Annotated in this window: 16 protein-coding genes; 2 read left to right on the top strand and 14 right to left on the bottom strand. The window is 60.9% G+C overall.

Translation table 11 applies throughout. The features are described 5' to 3' along the window. Nucleotides 1–2: 2 nt before the first annotated feature. The 14 genes from J7413_RS05260 to J7413_RS05195 all read right to left on the bottom strand — a co-directional run bounded on the left by J7413_RS05260 (nucleotide 3) and on the right by J7413_RS05195 (nucleotide 16,421). Nucleotides 3–1,682, bottom strand: a complete 1,680-nt coding sequence (locus tag J7413_RS05260) for an ABC transporter ATP-binding protein (RefSeq protein ID WP_209096985.1) — start codon at nucleotides 1,680–1,682, stop codon at nucleotides 3–5. A 10-nt stretch (nucleotides 1,683–1,692) separates the two neighbouring features. Further along, nucleotides 1,693–2,775 carry an ABC transporter permease gene (locus J7413_RS05255; protein ID WP_209059436.1) on the bottom strand — a complete coding sequence of 361 codons (1,083 nt, stop codon included), beginning with the start codon at nucleotides 2,773–2,775 and terminating at the stop codon, nucleotides 1,693–1,695. A 204-nt stretch (nucleotides 2,776–2,979) separates the two neighbouring features. After that, nucleotides 2,980–4,344: a CmpA/NrtA family ABC transporter substrate-binding protein gene (locus J7413_RS05250; RefSeq protein ID WP_209096984.1), complete on the bottom strand. Its 1,365-nt coding sequence runs from the start codon at nucleotides 4,342–4,344 to the stop codon at nucleotides 2,980–2,982. 265 nt (nucleotides 4,345–4,609) lie between these two features. Next, entirely contained in the window at nucleotides 4,610–5,785 is a 1,176-nt protein-coding gene (locus tag J7413_RS05245) for a CmpA/NrtA family ABC transporter substrate-binding protein (RefSeq protein WP_209096982.1), read from the bottom strand. After that, nucleotides 5,782–6,366: an ANTAR domain-containing protein gene (locus J7413_RS05240; RefSeq protein WP_209096981.1), complete on the bottom strand. Its 585-nt coding sequence runs from the start codon at nucleotides 6,364–6,366 to the stop codon at nucleotides 5,782–5,784. Before J7413_RS05240 ends, J7413_RS05245 begins: the two co-directional genes overlap by 4 nt. 156 nt (nucleotides 6,367–6,522) lie before the next feature. Beyond that, a complete protein-coding gene (locus J7413_RS05235) occupies nucleotides 6,523–7,266 on the bottom strand; it encodes an SDR family oxidoreductase (RefSeq protein ID WP_209096979.1) in 744 nt (247 codons plus the stop codon). Nucleotides 7,267–7,352: 86 nt separating this feature from the next. Beyond that, nucleotides 7,353–8,798 (bottom strand): aldehyde dehydrogenase family protein, encoded by a 1,446-nt coding sequence (locus J7413_RS05230; RefSeq protein WP_209096978.1) that lies wholly within the window; start codon nucleotides 8,796–8,798, stop codon nucleotides 7,353–7,355. Beyond that, nucleotides 8,795–9,667, bottom strand: coding sequence for an alpha/beta fold hydrolase (locus J7413_RS05225; RefSeq protein ID WP_209096976.1), 873 nt, complete (start codon nucleotides 9,665–9,667; stop codon nucleotides 8,795–8,797). Before J7413_RS05225 ends, J7413_RS05230 begins: the two co-directional genes overlap by 4 nt. Further along, nucleotides 9,664–11,265, bottom strand: a complete 1,602-nt coding sequence (locus tag J7413_RS05220; protein WP_209096975.1) for a dipeptide ABC transporter ATP-binding protein — start codon at nucleotides 11,263–11,265, stop codon at nucleotides 9,664–9,666. Before J7413_RS05220 ends, J7413_RS05225 begins: the two co-directional genes overlap by 4 nt. Next, entirely contained in the window at nucleotides 11,262–12,077 is an 816-nt protein-coding gene (locus J7413_RS05215; protein ID WP_209097331.1) for an ABC transporter permease, read from the bottom strand. Before J7413_RS05215 ends, J7413_RS05220 begins: the two co-directional genes overlap by 4 nt. A gap of 2 nt (nucleotides 12,078–12,079) precedes the next feature. After that, entirely contained in the window at nucleotides 12,080–13,027 is a 948-nt protein-coding gene (locus J7413_RS05210; RefSeq protein ID WP_209096973.1) for an ABC transporter permease, read from the bottom strand. Between the two features lie 41 nt (nucleotides 13,028–13,068). After that, nucleotides 13,069–13,479: a cupin domain-containing protein gene (locus tag J7413_RS05205; protein WP_209096971.1), complete on the bottom strand. Its 411-nt coding sequence runs from the start codon at nucleotides 13,477–13,479 to the stop codon at nucleotides 13,069–13,071. A gap of 68 nt (nucleotides 13,480–13,547) precedes the next feature. After that, the gene (locus J7413_RS05200; RefSeq protein ID WP_209096969.1) at nucleotides 13,548–15,050 is read right to left on the bottom strand and encodes an ABC transporter substrate-binding protein; all 1,503 of its coding nucleotides are present in this window, start codon (nucleotides 15,048–15,050) and stop codon (nucleotides 13,548–13,550) included. 75 nt (nucleotides 15,051–15,125) lie between these two features. Then, complete coding sequence (locus J7413_RS05195; RefSeq protein WP_209096967.1) at nucleotides 15,126–16,421, bottom strand: acetylornithine deacetylase/succinyl-diaminopimelate desuccinylase family protein; 1,296 nt, start codon at nucleotides 16,419–16,421, stop codon at nucleotides 15,126–15,128. A gap of 146 nt (nucleotides 16,422–16,567) precedes the next feature. Here J7413_RS05195 and J7413_RS05190 point away from each other — a divergent pair, with 146 nt between their 5' ends. Both J7413_RS05190 and ilvD read left to right on the top strand, forming a co-directional pair. Continuing rightward, the gene (locus J7413_RS05190) at nucleotides 16,568–17,101 is read left to right on the top strand and encodes a PAS and helix-turn-helix domain-containing protein (RefSeq protein ID WP_209096965.1); all 534 of its coding nucleotides are present in this window, start codon (nucleotides 16,568–16,570) and stop codon (nucleotides 17,099–17,101) included. A gap of 343 nt (nucleotides 17,102–17,444) precedes the next feature. Then, nucleotides 17,445–19,298, top strand: a complete 1,854-nt coding sequence (gene ilvD, locus J7413_RS05185) for a dihydroxy-acid dehydratase (RefSeq protein WP_209096964.1) — start codon at nucleotides 17,445–17,447, stop codon at nucleotides 19,296–19,298. Nucleotides 19,299–19,314 lie beyond the last annotated feature (16 nt).

Here is a 19,314-nt window from a genome sequence, read left to right as displayed (position 1 = left end):
ATTCACTCCGCAGCGATGGCTTTGGCTACTTTGGGCTTTGGCTTCGCGCCGTGTTCATATTCCTCAAGGAAATCAAGAACGTCCTGGCGGTACCGGTAATAGTCTGGATGCTCGAGTAGTGCCTGACGGCTGCGCGGGCGGGGCAGATCCACATCGACGATCTTGCCGATGGTGGCCTGTGGGCCGTTGGTCATCATCACCACGCGGTCCGCCAGAAGGATGGCTTCGTCCACATCGTGAGTCACACAGATGGCTGTCACCTTGGTGCGGTCCCAGACTTCCATCAGAACCTCTTGCAGCTCCCAGCGGGTGAGGCTGTCGAGCATCCCAAAAGGCTCATCCAAAAGCAGCAGTTTTGGTGAGAGGGCAAAGGCGCGGGCGATGCCGACACGCTGTTTCATGCCGTTGGACATGGAATGCGCTGGGCGGTCCATGGCGTCGGCCAGACCAACACGCTCCAGATAGTATTCCACCACGTCCTGCCGTTCGCCCTGACTGGCCTTGGGATAGACCTTATCCACCCCAATCGCGACGTTCTCTTTGGCGGAGAGCCAGGGGAAGAGGTTGGGGGATTGGAACACCACGGCGCGTTCCGGATCCGCGCCTTCAACGTGGCGGCCGTCCAGACGGATGCCGCCTTTGGAAATGGCGTTCAGACCGGCGGCCATGGTCAGCACTGTGGACTTGCCACAGCCGGAGTGGCCAATCAGCGAAATGAACTCACCGCGTTGAATTTTGAGATCAAAATCTTCCACTACGGTCAGTGGACCTTTGGGGGTGGGATAGACTTTATGCAGTTGGGAGAAGTCGAGGAAGTTGTGGTCGATCATACCCTTCTGGGCATCTTTGACCGCTGCAGGCACGCCGTGAATCGGAGTCACGTCAGGCAGCACTCTGGAGCCTTCGGCCTTGGCCTCGATGCCCACGTCCATCAGGTATTTTGTCACCTCGGCGCGCAGCTTTTTGAAACCTTCGTGGTGGTTCATTTCCATCCGGTCGCGGCGGCGCTCGATATTGACTTTGAACTCGCGGCCCAGCGTGCCGTCAGGGTTCAGCGCGATGATGCGGTCTGCCAGAATGATGGCCTCATCCACATCGTTGGTGATCAGCACGCAAGTCTTTTTCTCCGCGTCCCAGATGGCTTCGATTTCATCCGCCAGATTGGCGCGGGTGAGGGCGTCAAGCGCGCTAAGGGGTTCATCCAGAAGCAAAACTTCGGGGTTCATGGCGAGTGCGCGGGCGACGTTCACACGTTGACGCATGCCGCCGGACAGCTCTGCCGGGCGCCGTGCGGTGGCGTGGCTGAGACCCACCATGTTGACGTAATGCGCGACTTTCTCTTCCTTTTCTGCCTTGGGCATTTTCGGGAAGACGCTGTCCAGCGCGAGGCGGACGTTGCCGTTCACGGTGAGCCAGGGCATCAACGAGTAGCTTTGGAAGATCACGCCACGTTCCGGGCCGGGGCCGGTGATCGGTTTGTCCTTGAAGCTGACGGTGCCTTTGGTGGGCATCTCAAGGCCCGCCATGAGGTTGATCAGCGTGGTTTTGCCGGTGCCGGAGAAGCCCAGGAGAACGAGGAACTCGCCCTCCTGCACTTCGAGATTGATGTCCTTGAGCACGTGGGTGGTGTGGGTGCCTTCCCCGAAGCTCTTGGAAACATTTTCAAATTTCAGAACACTCATCTGTTTGACCTCACCGGTTTGCGCTGAAGGTGAAGAGCGACTGGATCGCGTACATTAGGCGGTCGAGCAGGAAGCCGATGATCCCGATGGTGAAGACCGCGACCATGATCTTGGCGAGTGAGCTGGAGGAGCCGTTTTGGAATTCATCCCAGACAAATTTGCCAAGACCCGGGTTCTGGGCGAGCATCTCTGCGGCGATCAGAACCATCCAGCCCACACCGAGCGACAGACGCAGACCGGTGAAGATCAGGGGCAGGGCAGACGGCAGTACCAGCTTGGTGATTTTGGTCCATGTGTTCATCTTCAGAACCTTGGAGACGTTCACCAGATCCTTGTCGATGGAGGCCACGCCCAGAGAGGTGTTGATCAGAGTTGGCCAGAGAGAACAAAGGGTTACGGTGATTGCAGAGGTCAGGAAGCTTTTGGAAAACAGACCGTCATCCACGGTGTAAGTGGCGGAGACCACCATGGTGACGATGGGGAGCCATGCCAGTGGGGAGACCGGTTTGAAGATCTGGATCAGCGGGTTGATGGCGGCGTTGGCATAGAGCGACAGGCCCGCCATGATGCCCAGAGGGATCGCAATGGCGGAGCCGATCAGGAAGCCAAAGAACACAGTTTTGATCGAAGTCCAGATTTGATCGTAGTAGCTGGGGCTGCCTGTGTACTTGATATCTTTGACTTTTTCCGGCTGGCCGGCGGCGATGAACTTGGCGTTGCGCTTCTCGACGCGTTCCATGAACTTCGCTTCTTTGGCGGCCTTGGCCTGGGCGTCTTCGTGCAGATTGACGGCTTCGGTCCAGACCTCTTTGGGGCCGGGCACCGCGCCGAGGGAGGTTTGCACCTTGGGGGCGAGGTTGCCCCAAAGCACGAGAAAGACGCAGATGGCGAGCAGCGGCACGCCCAAAAGTCGCCAGATTTCAGTGGCTTGAGCCTTTGGGTTGTCGCCTGCGGCGGCTTTCAGGATCGGGGTGATGAAGCTCAGGCCGAGGACTTGGAACCAAGCGTCGGCCTTGTTGATGCGGGTGAAGAGACGGGCGCGTTTGGCTTCGCGGTCTTCCTCAGCAATGGATTGTGGGTCGATTGTGGTCATGGATATGTCCGTGGCTTTGCGTGGCGGCTTTGAGTGGCTCGGGGCGCTGTTGCGTGAAAGGTTAACGGCGAAATGGCGTGTCGGTATCGCGTCGGTATTGCGGCTGTATCGCGACGGTGGAAAATCGCGGGGCGGGCAAAGGTGAACAGCCCGCCCGTTGCGTCGCCAGAGGGGGGAAGGGGCTCTCTGGCGACGGGTGGTGATTTAGCCCTGCACTTCTGTGCCGACGACGCGCTGGTCGCCCTTCAGGCCGATGGGCAGACTGTCGAGATAGGCGTTCGGGGTGCGGCCGTCATAGGCGATGCCGTCGATGATATCTTCGGCAGGGGTTGGGGCTTTGTAGCCGTCGCTGTCCCATGGGAAGTCTGCTTCGTTGGCGAGACCTTCATCCACCAGCAGGCGGGCCGCTTCGAGGTAGATGGCGGGCTTGTAGACAGACTTCGCCACTTCGTCATACCAGCTGTCCGGCTTGGCCTCGGCAATCTGGCCCCAGCGGCGCATCTGGGTCAGATACCAAACCGCGTCGGAGTAGAATGGGTAGGTCGCGTTGTAGCGGAAGAACACGTTGAAGTCGGGCACGTCGCGCTTGTCACCTTTTTCATATTCAAAGGTGCCGGTCATGGAGTTGGCGATCACGTCATAGTCCGCGCCCACATATTCCGGCTGGCTGAGGATGCGCACCGCCTCTTCGCGGTTGGCGTTGTCGTTTTCATCGAGCCACATGGCGGCGCGGATCAGTGCTTTGGTCACGGCCAGCGTGGTGTTGGGATATTTCTCGGCAAACTCGGCGTTCAGGCCGAAGACTTTCTCTGGGTTGTTTTTCCAGAGTTCGTAGTCGGTGATCACAGGCACACCGATGCCTTTGAACACGGCCTGCTGGTTCCAAGGCTCGCCCACGCAGTAGCCGTAGATGGTGCCCGCCTCCATGGTGGCTGGCATCTGAGGTGGTGGGGTCACAGAGAGCAGAACATCCGCGCCGATCTGGCCGGTGATGTTTTCGGGGGAATAATAGCCCGGCTCCAGACCACCGGCGGCGAGCCAGTAGCGCAGTTCGTAGTTGTGGGTGGAGACCGGGAACACCATGCCCATGTTGAACGGCTTGCCCTCAGAGGTGTATTTTTCCACCACAGGCTTCAGCGAGGATGCGGAGATCGGGTGCTGTGGGCGGCCATCATCCATCAGCGGCACGTGCGGTTTCATTTCTTCCCAGATCTGGTTGGAGACGGTGATGCCGTTGCCGTTCAGATCCATGGAGAAGGGGGTGATGATGTGGGCTTCGGTGCCGTAGCCGATGGTGGCGGCGAGGGGCTGACCTGCGAGCATATGCGCGCCGTCCAGTTGGCCGTCGATCACACCGTCCAGCAGAACTTTCCAGTTGGCCTGTGCTTCCAGCGTGACAAACAGGCCTTCGTCATCAAAGTAGCCCTGCTCATAGGCCACGGCGAGCGGCGCCATGTCGGTGAGTTTGATGAAGCCAAATGTCAGCTCGTCTTTCTCAAGTTCCAGTTCGGCCATGGCCGGGGTCACAAACATGGTTGTGGCCGTGAGAATGGAAGCAATGCGTTTCATCTTAAGTGTCCTTTTGCTTGCCCTGTTGGATGGAGGCGGGCGGGGAACGAAAAAAAAGCCGCTGACCAAGACACCGCGGGAGGAGGAGGCGGTATCAGGTCGAGCGGCTTTGCTCAGGATGTCCCCGGCTTCGGGGGCTGATAGGGCGGAACGTCCTTGTTCCGCGTTAAGGTCATTTGGCGGGTCACGGCGCCTTTGCTCAAGCACGAATCGCCGGATTTATGCTGCGTCGCCGCGTGACGCAGGGTGTTTGCCTAATTTTTCATCATTCGGGTTGGGCCGGATCGAAAATGCGTCCGTCAAAGAAACGATCCGGGCCGAGGGTGAGCGGGCCATTGGTGGCTTTCATCGCTGTTGGGTGTGCCAGAGCGCCTTCGCATTTCTCTGAAGCTGCCGGGAGGGTTGCCCCCAGCGGGGCGAGGTGGCGACGGTAAAGATCGGAGCGGAAAACAGTGGCGGCGGTGGCGGCGGATTGGGCGCGGTCCAGTCCGAAGCGGGCGGCCATGCGGGTGCCGATCCAGGCGGCCTGACTTTTCCATGGGAAAGTGGCGGCGCTGTCAAAGAACTCGAGCATGCGGGGCACGCTGTGGTTGGCTGCACTTTGGTGGGTGAGCATCTGACCGCTGAGGGCGCGATCCAGAATTTCGGCGGAGACGTCGAGATATTCGGGCCATGCGAGGATGTCTGAGGCGGTGGAGCGTTTCGCCGGATCGGCCAGCCAGCGCCCAGCCTTCCAGACCGCGCGCATCAGGCGGCCGGTGAGATCATCCTCGGCCTGCGCCCAGTCGCGGCGCACGGCGAGCACTTTTTCCGGGGTGAAGTTCCAGATGGCAGCCCCGGCGAGCAAAAGCCGGCCGCCGCCCTGTTCCACGGTGATGGAGCCCCAAGGCTCGCCCACGCAGAAGGCGTCGATCTCATCAGCCGCAATGGCCTGCGCCATCAGCGGGGGCGGGATGATGCGCATGTCCAGCGCCTCGGGCGTGTTGAGGCCCGAGCTGGCCAGCCAGTAGTGCAGAAGTTCTGCGTGCATGGAAAACGGGAACGGCACACCGACGCGCAGGGTGCGGCCCAGATTGGCAAGGGCCTGACCGGCCTGCGCGGCATCGAGAAAATCGGGCAGGGGATGTTTGGCGGAGAGCTCTGCGGCCAGCGCGTTGGAGACGCCGATGGAGTTGCCATTGACCGAAAGCACGCAGAGCGCGTCGAGCTTGGTGGGGACACCGCCCAGACCCAGCGCCATCGCCACGGGCACCGGGGCGAGCATATGGGCGGCCTCAATATGGCCCAGCACCAGCCGGTCGCGCAGGGTGGACCAGCTAGGCGCGCTTTGCAGATGCAGCGCGAGGCCCTCCTCTTCGGCAAAGCCCAGCTCATGGGCGACAATCAGCGGGGCGGCATCAACAAGCGGCATGAAGCCCACAGAGAGCGGCAGGGTTCTCATGACAGAAGCTCCGATGCGGTCACAAGGGCTTGGGCGACATCGGCGATTTTCTTGCCCTGACTCATCGCGGTTTTGCGGATGAGGGCGTAGGCCTCTTCCTCCGGCAGGCCGCGCGCGCGCATCAGGATACCTTTGGCGCGGTCGATGATCTTGCGTTCCTCAAGCGCGCGTTTGGTGGCGGCCAGCTCGTTGCGCATGCGGGCAAACATGTGAAACCGGGCGATGGCGGCATCCAGCACAGGTTTGACGCGATCCGGGTGCATGCCGTCCACAACATAGGCCGACACGCCCGCCTCAATCGCGGCTTTGGTCAGGCTGTCGTCTGAGCGGTCCACAAACATCGCCACCGGGCGTTCAAGCGGGGAGGAGGCCAGCGTGAGCGCGTCAATCGCGTCGCGGCTGGGATTGGCCACATCGACCAGCACAAGATCGGGGTTCAGCTCGGCCACAGAGCGGGCGAGGCCGGTGGATTCGGAGAGCACACGGATGTGGTGGTCTCCTGTCTCAGAAAGGCTGTCGATGATCGCATCGGCCCGGTTTTTGTCGGGCTCCACGACGAGGATGGTGAGCTTGGCTGGCACGGTGAGATGATTCCGGGGCGGCTGTGGCGGGTGCCTCGGGATAGTGCCGCAGTGCAGCGTTGCGCCACGCAGCGAAGGGCTGCATGGCGGAGGTGACGCTGCGGTTTGCTTAAGTGTTGGTCCGTTTTCGTGCTGGATGCCTGAAAGATAGGCGCTTTAGATGCAGCGCCCGCCATCGACCTCCATCAGCGTGCCGGTGATCATGGAAGCTTCGTCAGAGCAGAGGAAAGCGGCGGCGTTGCCCATGTCTTCGGGTTGGGAGAAGCGGCCCAGCGGGATGGTGGAGAGGAATTTGGCGCGCACCTCCGGCGTGTCCTCGCCCATGAAGGATTTCAGGAGCGGGGTTTCACCGGCCACGGGATTGAGCGCATTGACGCGGATGCCATGGGGGGCGAGTTCGACGGCCATGGCTTTGGTGGCGGTGTTCACCCAACCTTTGGAGGCGTTGTACCAGTTGAGATTGGGGCGCGGGGACAGCCCTGCGGTGGAGGAGATGTTGAGGATCGCGCCTGCAGCGCGGGATTTCATATGCGGCACAAGCGCCTGTGCGATCAGGTAAATGGCTTTGCAGTTCACCGCAAAGACGCGGTCAAAATCGCTTTCCGTGACAGTCTCCATCGGGGCGGGCAGATGGGTGACACCGGCGTTGTTCACCAGAATGTCGATCTGCCCCCAAGCGCCAAGCGCGGTGTCAATCATCGCCTGTACGCTGGCGGCATCCGCCACATCCACGGTGCAGGGGGTGGCATTTTCATGCTCGGCGGCTTTGGCGGCGGCTGCCTCGCCATTGATGTCCGCCACCAGCACCTTGGCGCCCTCAGTGAGAAATTTGTCGACAATGCCCGCGCCAAAGCCCTGAGCGCCGCCGGTGATGATGGCTGTTTTGTTTGCAAGACGCATGTGTTGGTCCTTTTTATCAGTCTATCTATCTGCGCCGGGGCAAAGAGAGAGATGCCTCCGGCGGGGATATTTGAAGAATGAGAAGCCTAGCCGTGCAGAGCGGCCACGGTTTTGAGCTGGGAGAAGTGGAAGAGGGCCTCAAAGCCTTTTTCGCGGCCGTGGCCGGAGTGGCCGGTGCCGCCGAAGGGCAGCTCGACCCCGCCGCCTGCGCCGTAGTTGTTGAGAAAGACCTGACCAGCGTTGAGCTGTTTGGCCAGACGCAACTGACGCGCGCCGTTTTGCGACCAGACCGAGGCGACGAGGCCGTATTTGGTGCTGTTGGCGATCTGCAGGGCCTCGTCTTCTGTGTCAAAGGGGATCAGGACCTGCACGGGGCCGAAGATTTCCTGTTGCGCGAGGGGGTGATCGGTGGGCACATCGGCAAAGAGCGTGGGGGGCACGTAGTGGCCGGGGGCGTCGGTGGCGATTTCGCCCTGGGCGGCGATGGTCAGGTCTGCGCCTTTGGTGAGGAAGTCTGACACGATGTCTTTTTGCCGTGCGGAGATCAGCGGGCCGAGGGTGGCATCCTCCATGGCGGGGGCGGCGCGCATGGCTTTGTAAGCGGCGCTCATGCGGGTTTTGACCTCTTCATAGACGCTGCGTTCCACCAGAATGCGGGAGGAGGCCGAGCAGGTCTGGCCTGCGTTCTGGATACCTGCGTTCACAAGGAAGGGCAGGGCGGCATCGAGATCGGCATCTGCAAAGACCAGTTGCGGGGATTTGCCACCCAGTTCCAGCGTGACCGGCACGACGTTTTCTGCGGCGGCGGTTTGCACAAGGCGGCCGGTGTCCACCGAGCCGGTGAAGGAGATGTGGTTTACATCGGGGTGGGCAGCGAGCGCGGCCCCGGCTTCGGCGCCCAGACCCGGCACCACATTGAGCGCGCCGTCCGGCAGGCCTGCCTGTTGCGCCAGATCGGCAAAGGCCAGCGCGGTGAGACAGGCCTCTTCTGCGGGTTTGAGAACACAAGCGTTGCCCATGGCGAGCGCGGCACCGACCGAGCGGCCAATGATCTGCATCGGGTAGTTCCACGGCACGATATGGCCGGTCACGCCGAATGGCTCGCGCAGGGTGTAGACGGTGTAGCCTTCCAGATAGGGGATGGTCTCGCCATGCACTTTGTCTGCTGCGCCGCCGTAAAACTCCATGTAGCGCGCCAATGCGGTGACGTCGTTGCGCGCCTGTGTCAGCGGTTTGCCCACGTCCTGCGCCTCTAGCTGGGCGAGTGTTTCGGCGTGCTCCATCACCAGCTGGCCGATGCGGGTGAGGATGCGCCCGCGTTCCACAGCGGTGGCGCGGCCCCAGTCGCTGTTGCGCGCGGCCTGTGCGGCGGCCACGGCGGCGTCGATGTCTGCCTTGGCCCCGCGGGCGATGGTGGCAAGGAGGCTGCCGTCTGAGGGGTTGGTCAGCGCCAGTGTGTCGCCGGAGAGGGCTGGTTGCCATGTGCCGCCGATGAGGCATTTGGATGGGTCAAACCAGAGATCGGAAGTCATTTAGTGTCCTTTGAGGGAATGCGTTGGAGGAAATTTCGCAAGAGGTTGAAATAGGTGTCAGGGGTGTCAAACGCGGGCAGGTGGCCGCAGTTTGGCAGGCAATGGTGGGCCGCGTCGCTGTGGGTGAGCGCGGCAGTGATGGTCTCGGAAAAGGCGCTAGGCATGATCGGATCTTTGTCGCCGCTGATGATCAGGCTGGGGCAGGTGACCTTGGCGAGCGCTGCGCGGAAATCAAAGCGGCCCATTTCATTGGTGGGGCCGTTGAAATGCAGGGCCACTGGGTCCTTCATCATCACGCGGGACCAGAAGTCGGGCTCTATCGCGGTTTGGGTATAGTGGGGGACGCAGATCCGGCCGTAGGTGGCGCGGGAGGCGGACGTGGGATTGCCCCAGTAGTTTTGTGCAGCCGCTTGAGCCTCCGGGCCGACCAATTGACCAAAGGCGTTGTAGATCGTTGGGAAATCGACCTGTGCGGTGGTGTTGGACAGGATGAGGCCTGCGAGGCGGTCGGGGTATTTTGTGGCAAAGGCCTGCGCGACAAAGCCGCCAAAGCTGCCGCCGTAGAGGATCGGATCGGTGATTTCCAGCGCATCACAGAGGGTGGCGAGATCGTCGGCCCATTGCTCAAGCGTCCAGAGTGCGGGATCGCCATCATCAGAGCGGCCATTTCCGCGGTGGTCGAGGTAAAGAATCTGGCAGAGGTCGGAAAGCGCGGCGGCGTAATGCGGTTTGAATATTGAGTGATCCGCTCCGGGGCCGCCGTGCAGGACGATCAATGTTGGTTTCTGCCGCAGCGTGGGGCCATCTGCGACCCATTCCGGCCCGTCAAAATCCAAAAACAGGCGCACGCCGTTGATCAGAAGCCTCATGCGGTGGTCTCCTCTATGGCGAGTTTGGGTAGGACAGGGGCGGCGGCGATCAGGCTTTGGGTGTAGCTGTGTTGCGGGGTGGCAAAGACCGCTTCGGTCTCGCCTTCCTCGACGATTTCGCCGTTTTGCATGACCAAAACGCGGTCTGTGACGGTGCGCACCACGGAGAGGTCGTGGGAGATGAAAAGATAGGCGAGGCTGTGGCGTCGGGAGAGATCGGCGATCAGGTCAAGGATTTGCGCGCGCACAGAGACATCGAGGGCAGAGACCGCCTCGTCAAAGATAATGAGCTCGGGGCGGGTGATCAGGGCGCGTGCGATGGCGATGCGCTGGCGCTGGCCGCCGGAGAACTCGTGGATGTATTTTTGCGCGTCCTGAGGCGTGAGGCCAACATCGGTGAGGACGTCGCCGATGAGGCTCTGCAGGGCCGCGCCTTTGGGTGGGTCTTGCACCAGATGAAAAGGTTCTGTCAGGATGCGAGCGACGCGGTGGCGCGGGTTGAAGCTGCTGTAGGGATCCTGAAAGACGACCTGCGTTTTGATGCGCAGCGCGGCGGGCATGCCCCCGCCAACCGGGTGGCCAAAGGCGGTGATTGTGCCGCTTTGCACCGGCTCCAGCCCAAGAATAGCCCGTGTTAGGGTCGATTTTCCGCAGCCGGATTCGCCGACCAGCCCGACCCGTTCGCCTTGGTGAATGGTGAAGGACACATCGTTGACAGCGCGGTGAAAGGTGCGCGGGGCGAAGAGTTGAGTGCGGGGCAGGGCGTAGTTCCGGACGGCGTTTTGCACCGTGAGGATCGGGGCAGGCGTGCCTTGCGGCGCAGGCAGATCGACGGTGTGGCCTGAGGCCTCAAAGAGCGCGCGGGTGTAGGGGTGCTGCATATTGGAAAGCAGCTGCTTGGTTGCGCCTTGTTCGACAATTTCGCCTTTGCGCATGACCACAATCCGGTCGGCCATATCGGCAACCACGGCGAGATCGTGGGTGATCATCAGAAGGCCCATGTCAAACTCGGCGACGAGATCTTTCAGCAAATCAAGGATGCGGGCCTGGGTGGTGACATCCAGAGCAGTGGTCGGCTCATCAGCGATCAGCAGGCGCGGGCGGCGGGCGATGGCCATGGCGATGACCACGCGCTGGCGCTGACCACCGGACAGCTCATGCGGATAGCGGTTGAGGGGGAAGCGGTCTTGGGGCAGGCCCACACGCGTGAGCATGGCGGCGGCTTGCGCGCGGGCTTCGGCCTTGGGCATAACACAGTGGATGCGGATGGTTTCGGCCACCTGTGTGCCAATGGTCTGCAGCGGGTTGAGCGCGGTCATCGGCTCCTGAAACACCATGCCGATGTCATTGCCGCGCATGGTGCAGAGGTCGAATTCGGACTGGGTCAGCAGGTCGGTGTCGTTTAACAGGATCTGGCCTTGTGCCTGTGCGGAGTCGGGCAGGAGCTGCATCACCGCGAGGGCTGTCATGGATTTGCCGGAACCGCTTTCGCCGGTGACCGCGAGGATTTCGCCCGGCGCGATGGTGAAGCTGATGTCTTTCAGAATCGGGGTGGGGCCGATGCTGAGCGAAAGGTTTTGCACGGAAAGCAGGGTCATGTGCGCACCACGCGGATTTTCGGATCCAGCCAGTCCCGCAATCCGTCGCCCAAGAGGTTGAGGCCCAGCACGGCGGAGATGATGGCGAGGCCGGGGATCAGCGCGAGGTGGGGCGCGAAAGAGACCATGGTTTGCGCATCCGCCAGCATGCGGCCCCAGGAGGGCGTGGGCGGCTGTGCGCCAAGACCGACGTAGCTGAGACCTGCCTCTGCAAGGATGCCGAGGGAGAACTGGATGGTGCCCTGCACGATCAGGAGGTTGGCGACATTGGGCAGGATGTGCTCGAGGCTGATCAGGGTGCGGGATTTGCCTGCGACGCGGGCGGCGAGTATGAAATCGCGTTGCCAGAGCGGCAGCGCGCCTGCGCGGGTGAGGCGGGCAAAGACCGGCACGTTGAAGATGCCGATGGCAAGGATCGCGTTGAGCGCGCCGGGGCCGAGGATGGCGGTGATCAGAATGGCGATCACGAGGCTGGGGAAGGCAAAGATCAGATCGTTGCCGCGCATGATCAGCTCGTCGGCCCAGCCTCCTTGTCGCGCGGCGGCCCAGAGGCCAAGGGGCACGCCAAGGCCCATGCCGATGCCTACAGCCACCAGCGCCACGGCGAGCGAGGTGCGTGCGCCAACCATGATCATTGAAAAGATGTCACGTCCGAAGTGGTCGGTGCCAAACCAATGCACCGCGCTGGGTGTTTGCAGCTTGTTGGGGATGTCCATCGTGGTGATGTCATAAGGCGTCCAGACAAAGCTTGTGAGCGCGGCGCTGACCACGATCAGGCAGAGCAGACCGCCAAGCAGGATGTTGCGCGACAGGCTCATGTGCGGGCCCTCAGGCGGGGATCAATCGCGGCGTAGGCGAGATCGACAAGGAAGGTGACGAGGATCACGAGGAACACCAAGAGCATGACCACGCTTTCCACCACGATCAGGTCGCGGGCGGAGATGGACTGGAAGATCAGGCGGCCGAGGCCGGGCAGGAAGAAGACCTGCTCAATGATGATCGCGCCTGCGAGCAGGAAGGAGAACTGCATGCCGATGATGGTCAGCACCGGGATCATTGCGTTGCGCAACCCGTGGCGCAGGATGGCCTGACTTTGTGTGAGGCCCTTGGCGCGGGCGGTGCGCATGAAATCTTCGCCAAGCACATCCAGAAGCGAGGAACGCATGACGCGGGCGAGGATGGCGGATTGTGGCAAGGCCAGCGCAATGGCGGGCAGGGTGAGGGATTTCAGGGCGGCACCAAAGCCTTTGTCCCAACCGACAAAGCCCCCGGCAGAGAACCAGCGCAGGTTGATGGCAAAGATCAGGACCAGCATCATCGCAAACCAGAAGTTTGGCACGGCGATGCCAAATTGGGTGGCCCCCATGACCGCCATATCCCCTGCTTTGCCGCGACGGGAGGCGGCGTAGATGCCTGCGGGAAAGGCGATCAGGGTGGACAGCGTAAGCGCATAAAGCGCCAGTGGCAGGGAGACCCAGATGCGGTCGCCTATCATCTCTGTCACCGGGGTGCGATAGGTGTAGGAGAGGCCAAAATCGCCCTGCAACATCCCGCCAACCCATGTGAGATAGCGCTCAAACTTGGGCACATCCAGACCCAGTTCTGCGCGCAGGGCGGCGATGGTGTCGGGCTGGGCATTGAGGCCCAGCATGAAGCTGGCCGGATCTCCGGGGACTACCTCGATCACAAAGAAGATCACGAGGGAGGCCACGATCAGGCTGAGCCCGAGTGAGAGCGCGCGTTTGAGGGTGTAGCGGAGCATTGCGTGATTCAGGGTGGCTGGTCAGGTCGTTGGGGCGTTGGTCATTCGGCGGGGGGCATCAGGTAGTCTGTGTCGGTCACATGTTCGAGCCAGTCCGCGCCGGAGCCGTCTTTGACCTGTTGCATGGCGAGGTGGCACATGCCGGTGTTCGGTGTTGCGCCGTGCCAATGCTCCACACCGGGTTCGATCCAGATGGTGTCGCCCGGACGGATGGTGCGCGGGGCTTCGCCACGCAACGCGATCAGGCCGACGCCGGAGAGCACATGCAGGGTCTGGCCCACCGGATGGGTGTGCCACGCAGTGCGTGCGCCCGGTTCAAACGTCACACGCGCTGCAAACAGCTCTGATGGGGCGCGGCTTTCGGTGATCAGATCGAGGCGCACCGTGCCGGTGAAATACTCCGGTGTGCCAGCGCGGCTGGGCACTTGTCCGGCAGGGATGTGATCAATCATGGCTGCGCCCCTTCTGGGTCAATGGATCGGTGCAGCGCCGCCACAGAGGCGACGCTGGTCAAATTTGGTCACTCCGCCCAAGTAACGGCGGTGAGATCGGTGGCCTGGGTGGGCTGGTTTTCCCAGAGACCTTTGACGCCTGCTTTGGCGACGGTGGGGAAGGCCAGCTGGAACAGGTAGCCGTTCACATAATCCTCGGCGATCATGGTTTGCGCCACTTGTAAGATCGCGCTGCGCTCGGCGGGTTTGCTGACTTTGTTCAGCGTTTCCATGATCTTCTGGAATTCCGCATTGTCATACTGAAAGTAGTATTCCGGGCGGGCGTAGATTCCGATGTCAAAGGGTTCGGTGTGGCTGACGATGGTGAGCCCAAAGTCTTTGCCCCGGAACACCTGCTCCAGCCATTGGGCCCATTCCAGATTGGATATCTCGGTCTCAATGCCCACAGCGCGCAGCTGTGCGGCGATGATTTCGCCGCCGCGACGGGCATAGGAGGGTGGCGGCAGTTTCAGCGTGGTGGTGAAGCCATCGGCAAAGCCCGCCTCCGCCAGAAGTTTCTTGGACAGCTCCGGGTCATATTGGGAGTTGCCGGTCAGATCGACGTAATCGGGATTGTGTGGCGCAAAATGGGTGCCAATCGGCGTGCCAAGGCCAAACATGGCCCCGTCGATGATGGCAGAGCGGTCAATCGCATGGGCGATGGCCTTGCGCACCTTCACATTATCTAGCGGGGGCATTTTGTTATTGGTGGAGAGGATGGTCTCCCCCTCAGAGCTGCCGACCAGCACCTGAAAGCGCGGGTCCGCCTCAAACTGTGGCAGGGCTTCGGGTGTTGGGAACCCGGCAAAGACATCAATGTCTTCGGCCATCATCGCAGCAAAGGCGGCGGTGGGATCTGAGATGAACTTGAAGGTCACGTCAGACAGCGCGGCTGGGGTGCCCCAATAGGCGTCATTGCGCGCCAGCGTGATCTGATCGCCCTGCACCCAGTTTTCAAACTTGAAAGCGCCTGTGCCGATCGGGGTTGTTTTGATGTCGGCGATGGTTTCAGGGGCCACGATCACCGCATCGCCCCAAGCCATGTTGAACAGGAAGCTGCCGTTGGGGGCCTCTAGCGTGACCTGAACGGTGAGCGGATCAACCACGGTGACATCGGTGATCCCGGCAAACAGGGCTTTTTGGGCATTGGCGCTGTCTTCGGCGCGGGCGCGGTCGAGGGAGAATTTCACATCCTCCGCGTCCATGGCGCTGCCGTCATGGAAGGTCACCCCTTCGTTCAGCATGAAGGTGTAGGTGAGGCCGTCCTCGGAAATTTCCCAGCTTTTGGCGAGGCCGGGGATGACCGCACCGTCGCTGGCGAAGCGGGTGAGCCCCTCAAAGACGTTGGAGTAAAGCACGCTGTCAATGGCACCAGCTGCGGCGGAGGTCGGATCCAGATGTGGTGGTTCAAGCTGAAGCGCGACGGTGATGTCGGTTTGCGCGAAGGATGCGCCCGCAAACAGGACTGTGGCGAGGGCGGCGGTGCTGGCGATCCGGCTGGTCAGGGCCAGCTTTGACGTGTGAAATGTCATGTCTTTCTCCCTTATCATTCTGGTTTTTATTGTTTTTGGGCGCAGGCTTAGAGCGCACTGGGCCGGAGTAGTTTCTTATACATCTTCTGGCGGCAGCAAAAGCTGTGTCAGGCTGTGGGCCATGACTTTGGCGCTGTCGACCATATCGTCGATGCCGATATATTCGTCTGGTTTGTGGGCCATTTCTAAAATGCCCGGCCCATAGGCGATACAGTTCCTGAGCTTGCCGATGCGATCAATATGTTTTTGGTCATATGTGCCGGGGCTGGCGACATAATCAGGTGATTTGCCAAGAATATCCTGAATGGCGCGGTCCACCGTGGTGACAACGGGCGCGGCGCGGTCTGTCATCGAAGGCGCGACATGATTGAGCTCGCGCATTTCATAGCGGAAGTTTTCGCGCTGGGCGGAAAGATCGTTGAGCAGGCCCTCAACTTCGCCGGAGACTTCGGCGTGCGACTCTTCGGCCAGATAGCGGCGGTCGATCACGATGCGGCAGCTGTCAGGCACGCAGTGGGCGGGCAGGCCGGTGAAATCTTCGGGCTGCTCAAGCTGGCCACCGTGGATCGAGTTGATGTTCATGGTGGAGGACCGGGCGCCTTCGGGCACCACGGGCATATCGGTGCGGCGTGAGGCCATGGCGGGGTAGAGGTCGCTTTCAAATTTGTCGAGCACAGCACCCATGTGGCGGACCGCACAGTCGCCTAAGAAAGGCATGGACCCATGAGCGATTTCGCCGAAGGTTTCGATTTCGGCCCACCAGCCGCCGCGATGGCCAAGACAGATGCGGTCTTTGTGCAGGGGTTCCGGGATGATCACATGCTGCACCCGCTCTGGCGCAAAGAAGCCGCGCTCGGCCAGATAGGCCACACCGCCATAGCCGCCACTTTCCTCATCCGCTGTGCCGGAGATTTCAATGGCTCCGTGAAAATCGGGGAACTCGGCGATGAAGGCTTCGGCAGCGATGATAGAGGCGGCCAGCCCACCTTTCATATCACAAGCGCCGCGACCATAGATTTTGCCGTCTGAAATCTCCCCGCCGAAGGGATCAAAGGTCCAGCCGTGGCCGACCTCCACCACATCGGTGTGGCTGTTAAAATGCACACACTCGCCGGGGTGGTGGCCCTCTTTGCGGGCCAGAACATTCCAGCGGGGGTATTTGTCGCTGTCTCCCGGTGCGCCATGGGCGCGGATCAGCTGGGTGTCAAACCCGTGCCGGGTGAGGCGGGTGTCGAGATAATCGCAAATTTCGCGATAGCATTCGCCGGGGGGGTTGAGTGTTGGGATGCGGATCAGATCTTGGGTCAGCGCGATCAGATCTTCGCGCATGCTGTCTATGCGCGCAATCAGGCGGTCAGTGTCTAAAGGCATGGTCAAACCTCGCAAATGCGCGCCAGCTGCGGTGGCGCGGGGCCTGCGATGGGACGCATAGGCCAACAAAAAGCTATGGGTTCAGCATGGATTGCGGCAGTATACGGTATCAATACCGTAGGATTACGGTTCTGCGGGAGAAGGTGATGGATTGGGATATGCTGGCCTATGAGGCCGCTCCGGTGGGGATTGTGGTCACGCAACATCGGGTGATCCGGGGCTGTAATGACAGTTTTGCGGCAATGATGGGCTACCGGAAGACGGAGCTGATCGGGCAATCCTTTCGACTGCTGTATGACACCACAGAAGAATTTGACCGGGTGCGCGACATTGGGCTGGCGCCGTTGCGTGCGGACACAGCCTATAGCGATGAGCGGATGTTGCGGCGGCGCGATGGGCGGCAGATCTGGTGCCGGTTTCGGGCGCAGACCCGAACGCCGGAGGACCCGCTGGCGCAGTTGGTGATGAGCATTGCGGTGATCCATGACGGGCCGTCGTTGTCACTCAGCCTGCGGCAGCGGCAGGTGGTGGGCGGGTTGGGGCGCGGGCTGACCAGCAAGGAGATCGCCCGTGAGCTGGGATTGTCCCCAAGAACGGTAGAAGATGTGCGCGCCCGTCTGTTGAAACGGTTCGAGGTGAAAAACGCCGCAGAACTGCTGGCGCATCTGACCATTGGGTGACGGAAAGGCCGCTGTATCAATGTGCCACTTGCAGCAAGCGCGTGTGATTTTACGGCGCGGGATTGCCTGTCACATCTATAGCGTGCATAGAGAGCGAAGCCCATCTCTTTGAGTGATCTGGGCGCGATTGTCACGCGCGTGATTACGTTGATTTTAGCCTCAAACTGGGAGGTAGGTCTCAATTTGGGGTGTCAATTGATTGATCCTGAAAGATGTGCGGTGATTTTGAGCAACAAAATTTCTGATCTTGCTTGCATTCCGGCCTCTTGAATGGCACCCGTGCAGACCAGAAATGAATGGGGTATCAGACTTGGTGCCCACGCCATCCTCAGGAGAGCATAAAATGCCCGATCTTCGTTCCAAGACCTCCACATTCGGTCGCCGAATGGCGGCTGCGCGCGCGCTATGGCGGGCGACGGGTATGAAAACGGAAGACTTTGGCAAGCCGATTGTGGCGGTGGTCAACTCATTCACCGAATTTGTGCCCGGTCACGTGCATCTTAAGGACATGGGCCAGCTGGTGGCGCGTGAGATTGAGAAAGCCGGTGGTGTGGCCAAAGAGATGAACACCATCGCGGTGGATGACGGCATTGCCATGGGCCATGACGGGATGCTCTATTCCCTGCCAAGCCGCGAAGTGATTGCGGACTCTGTGGAGTATATGGCCAATGCCCACTGCGCGGATGCGCTGGTGTGTATTTCCAACTGTGACAAGATCACCCCCGGCATGTTGATGGCGGCAATGCGCCTGAACATTCCGGCGATCTTTGTCTCCGGTGGCCCGATGGAAGCCGGTAAGGTGATCCTGAAAGACGGCGAGCATAAGGCCGACCTCGTGACCGCCATTGTGGGTGCGACCGATGAAGACCGCAGCCAGGAGGAAGTAGACAAGCTGGAACGCTCTGCTTGCCCGACCTGTGGCTCCTGCTCTGGCATGTTCACTGCGAACTCGATGAACTGTCTGGCGGAAGCGCTGGGTCTGGCGCTGCCGGGCAATGGCTCGCTGCTGGCGACCCACTCCAAACGCCGCGGGCTGTTTGAAGAAGCCGGTCACAAGATTATCGAGCTGTGTGACCGCTGGTACAAAGAAGGTGACGAGACCGCGCTGCCGCGTGGCATTGCGACCTTCAAGGCTTTTGAAAACGCCATGGCGCTCGATATTGCCATGGGTGGGTCTACCAACACGGTTCTGCACCTCTTGGCGATTGCCCATGAGGGTGGCGTGAATTTCACCATGGCGGATATGGACCGCCTGAGCCGCGAGATCCCGCACCTGAGCAAAGTGGCGCCCTCAACGCCGAAATACCACATGGAAGATGTGCACCGCGCCGGCGGCATTGCGCGGATCATGGGCGAGCTGGAGCGCGAGGGCAAGATCCACCGCGACTGCGCAACCGTGCATGAGCGCACCGTGGGCGAATTCATCGACAAATGGGATGTGCGCCGCGAAACCGCCGGCAATGAAGCGCGCGATCTGTTCATCGCGGCCCCCGGCGGCGTGCGCACCACAGAGGCCTTCAGCCAGTCGCGGATGTACACCGAACTGGATCTGGACGTGGAAGACGGCTGCGTGCGTGACTTTGCCAATGCCTATTCCGAAGAAGGTGGGCTTTGCGTGCTGTTTGGCAACATCGCAGAGCAGGGCTGTATCCTGAAAACCGCCGGTGTGATCAAACAGATGTATGAGTTTGAAGGCACTGCGAAGGTCTTTGAATCCATGGAAGATGCGATGCATGGCATCTTGCAGAATGAGGTGCAGCCGTATTCCGTGGTGGTGATCCGCTACGAAGGGCCAAAAGGTGGGCCGGGCATGCAGGAGATGCTGTACCCAACCGCCTATCTGAAATCCAAGAAGCTGGATCACACCTGTGCGCTGTTGACTGATGGGCGTTTCTCTGGCGGTACTGCTGGCCTTTCGATTGGCCACGCCTCGCCGGAAGCGGCAGAGAAAGGCGTGATTGGCCTGGTGGAAGATGGCGACAAAATCCGCATTTCCGTGCGCAACCGGACCATCCATCTGGATGTGAGCGACGAAGAACTGCAACGCCGCCGCGACAACCACCCGCAGGCGGGCAAGAAGTTCTGGAAAGCCGAGGGACGCCCTCGTGCGGTGTCCAAAGCACTGAAGGTTTATGCACAGCACGTGTCCAACGCCTCGCTCGGCGCGGTGCGGATGCTGGATGACGAAGATGAATAAGCACGTCTGATGTGAG

Source organism: Shimia sp. R10_1, assembly GCF_017744095.1.
In the GTDB taxonomy this organism is placed as follows: Bacteria; Pseudomonadota; Alphaproteobacteria; order Rhodobacterales; family Rhodobacteraceae; genus Shimia.
This window is presented reverse-complemented; position numbering and strand designations above follow the sequence as displayed.

Bases quoted from the DNA above. Each gene is read 5' to 3' on its own strand.
- J7413_RS05260 (WP_209096985.1), bottom strand. From the start codon at position 1,682: ATGAGTGTTCTGAAATTTGAAAATGTTTCCAAGAGCTTCGGGGAAGGC.
- J7413_RS05255 (WP_209059436.1), bottom strand. From the start codon at position 2,775: ATGACCACAATCGACCCACAATCCATTGCTGAGGAAGACCGCGAAGCC.
- J7413_RS05250 (WP_209096984.1), bottom strand. From the start codon at position 4,344: ATGAAACGCATTGCTTCCATTCTCACGGCCACAACCATGTTTGTGACC.
- J7413_RS05245 (WP_209096982.1), bottom strand. From the start codon at position 5,785: ATGAGAACCCTGCCGCTCTCTGTGGGCTTCATGCCGCTTGTTGATGCC.
- J7413_RS05235 (WP_209096979.1), bottom strand. From the start codon at position 7,266: ATGCGTCTTGCAAACAAAACAGCCATCATCACCGGCGGCGCTCAGGGC.
- J7413_RS05230 (WP_209096978.1), bottom strand. From the start codon at position 8,798: ATGACTTCCGATCTCTGGTTTGACCCATCCAAATGCCTCATCGGCGGC.
- J7413_RS05225 (WP_209096976.1), bottom strand. From the start codon at position 9,667: ATGAGGCTTCTGATCAACGGCGTGCGCCTGTTTTTGGATTTTGACGGG.
- J7413_RS05220 (WP_209096975.1), bottom strand. From the start codon at position 11,265: ATGACCCTGCTTTCCGTGCAAAACCTTTCGCTCAGCATCGGCCCCACC.
- J7413_RS05210 (WP_209096973.1), bottom strand. From the start codon at position 13,027: ATGCTCCGCTACACCCTCAAACGCGCGCTCTCACTCGGGCTCAGCCTG.
- J7413_RS05205 (WP_209096971.1), bottom strand. From the start codon at position 13,479: ATGATTGATCACATCCCTGCCGGACAAGTGCCCAGCCGCGCTGGCACA.
- J7413_RS05200 (WP_209096969.1), bottom strand. From the start codon at position 15,050: ATGACATTTCACACGTCAAAGCTGGCCCTGACCAGCCGGATCGCCAGC.
- J7413_RS05195 (WP_209096967.1), bottom strand. From the start codon at position 16,421: ATGCCTTTAGACACTGACCGCCTGATTGCGCGCATAGACAGCATGCGC.
- J7413_RS05190 (WP_209096965.1), top strand. From the start codon at position 16,568: ATGGATTGGGATATGCTGGCCTATGAGGCCGCTCCGGTGGGGATTGTG.
- ilvD (WP_209096964.1), top strand. From the start codon at position 17,445: ATGCCCGATCTTCGTTCCAAGACCTCCACATTCGGTCGCCGAATGGCG.